Raw genomic sequence first — 2273 nt, forward strand, 5'->3', positions numbered from 1 at the left:
ACAGCATCCGGACGGAACGCTGGCCTGAAAATCCGAGTGATTCAAAATATTATTCTCAACTATATCCTAAAACTATGAAAGCGTTTTATGACGAACAGGTAGCATTACTGGCAGATCGTAATGCAGAAGTACTGGTTGACAAGCACTATGCAGCAGATGCAGAAATGGTGGTGCTCAGCGGACCAGAGCCCATTGTTGCCAAAGGAGCGGAAGCGATCAAGAACCTTTTCTCAGGTTACCTTGAATATGTATACCGCGGCTTTATTTCAACAGAAAAGTTTGCGACTACCGACGACAGTATCATGTTTGAAGCAACCATCGACACAGTGAATGGGCCAACCAGGATCTATGACGCGATGTTGCTGAAAGACGGAAAGATCATCAGACATTATTCAGGTCTTAAATAGCCCTGGCGGATCCGGATTTTTCCAAATATAAATTTTACGTAACTCCTCTAAACGTGTTTCTCTATGAAACTTGCCGGAAAAAAGATCGGTATCCTGTTCGAAGCCGATTTCTTTGAGAACGAAATCTTCTATTACAAGTTCAGGTTCCCCGAGGAAGGTGCAGAGGTGCATTTCCTGTCAAGGCTCTGGGGCAACGACAAGCTGACATTTCTCGGTCACGAGTACCGTGCGTCGATGGATTGTTGGGAAACTTTCGAGAACATGAGCGATGAAGAGCTCAGGACTTATGACGCCATTATCGTTCCCTCAGGAATGGTTTCCGACAGACTGCGTTACACGGAGGATGTTGAGAAAATCCCGCCTGCTACTGAATTTCTAAAACGTGTATTTGCTGAACCGGGTATCCTGAAAGGTATTATTTGCCACGGTCTCTGGCTGGTAGCGCCTGCGACAGAGCTCGTGAGAGGCAGAAAGCTGGTTTGCCATAACAACCTGATCGGCGATGCCAAAGCCTACGGCGCCATTTATACGAATGATGACGTCGTAGTAGATCGTGACCTGATCACGGGAAGGTCAGGCGGACATGCCCATTTATTTGCCAAAAAGATCATCGAAACGCTTTCTGCAAACTGATATCAATATGGACACAACCTTTTTCCATTTGGCATTGACCGTCAAAAACCTGGCAAAATTTGAAGCGTTTTATGCAAAGCACTTCGGTTTCAAACGTGCCAGGACGATCAGTTTAGGCGATGACGCCGAACTCGTTTTCCTAAAAAATGACCACAACATCTACTTCGAGGTCTTTCCGCCCGAGGAAGAACGCCCGATGGCCATGGCAGAAGCCGACGGACCGCATTATCCCGGCCTGCGCCACATTGCATTCTCGGTTGAAGATATCGACGAAAAGCTGAGGCTAATGGGCGACGATGCTGTGATCACACTCGGCCCGCTTCATTTTGACGAGGTAATCGAAGGCTGGAAAACAGTCTGGCTGAAAGATCCGGAAGGAAACATCATCGAAATCACCCAAGGGTACCGCGACCAGGAAGGCGTGGGCGCCTGACCCTTCGACTTATTTAAGAACACCTTAACTATTTGAGCATGAATATAGATTTCACTTTTTCAGATACCATTGCAGGTTATATCACGGGATATAATGCAGAGGAACGGTGGTTCACATTGGAAACTTCCGACAAAAGACCATTCAAGTTAAATCTGATCCCCTCCACTTATGCGCGCAGTGTTCAGAACCTGACAGAAGGCTGGCAGGATCCGGGCGATATTACTGCATTCCTATCCACAAACGGGCAGTATGTATTCGCTTACGGAACATTCTATCCGAATGCGGGTGAAAACGAAGCTGCATTCGAAGCACAGCAGCTGATTTTTCCTGGTAAGGAACCAAAAGTTTACCGCCACGAAGAGCAGAACTGGTGGATTACACAGATCAGCTCCATTGCTTCCAGCTATTTGAAATGGCAGTTTGATTATCCAAAGGAGGAGATCAACTACAAGAACTACCGCACGATGCTGCATTTGGGAGGTTCTAAAAAAGGAGATTACCTGCAGGAAACGGATACCATTTCAAGGATGGTGTACGGATTTGCGTCCGCTTACCTTTTGACAGGAAAAGACGAATTCCTCGAAGGCGCCGAGCTGGGTACCGAGTACCTGCGCGACCACATGCGCTTCTTTGATCAGGACGACGACCTCGTTTACTGGTACCACGGACTCAAAGTGGAAGGCCAGAAAGAAACGAAGCTGCTTACTTCTGAATTCGGCGACGATCTGGACGCATTGCCTATGTACGAGCAGATTTATGCATTGGCCGGTCCAACACAAACTTACCGCATTACAGGCGAT

The 2273-nt window shown here is 47.3% G+C and carries 4 protein-coding genes; all 4 read left to right on the plus strand.

The annotated features are described in order from the left end of the window. Positions 1-407 (plus strand): hypothetical protein (locus ACTIE6_RS22905; RefSeq protein ID WP_439558845.1); only part of this gene is annotated, 407 nt, incomplete at its 5' end. Between the two features lie 63 nt (positions 408-470). Beyond that, on the plus strand, positions 471-1040 hold the full coding sequence (locus tag ACTIE6_RS22910) for a DJ-1/PfpI family protein (protein WP_439558846.1): 570 nt from the start codon (positions 471-473) through the stop codon (positions 1038-1040). Between the two features lie 7 nt (positions 1041-1047). Then, a complete protein-coding gene (locus ACTIE6_RS22915) occupies positions 1048-1473 on the plus strand; it encodes a VOC family protein (RefSeq protein ID WP_439558847.1) in 426 nt (141 codons plus the stop codon). Positions 1474-1511: 38 nt separating this feature from the next. Continuing rightward, positions 1512-2273, plus strand: a 762-nt coding sequence (locus tag ACTIE6_RS22920; protein WP_439558848.1) for a hypothetical protein, incomplete at its 3' end; no start/stop codon positions are given.

It is taken from the genome of Dyadobacter sp., from assembly GCF_051859145.1.
Taxonomy (GTDB): domain Bacteria; phylum Bacteroidota; class Bacteroidia; order Cytophagales; family Spirosomataceae; genus Dyadobacter.

Bases quoted from the DNA above. Each gene is read 5' to 3' on its own strand.
- ACTIE6_RS22910 (WP_439558846.1), top strand. From the start codon at position 471: ATGAAACTTGCCGGAAAAAAGATCGGTATCCTGTTCGAAGCCGATTTC.
- ACTIE6_RS22915 (WP_439558847.1), top strand. From the start codon at position 1,048: ATGGACACAACCTTTTTCCATTTGGCATTGACCGTCAAAAACCTGGCA.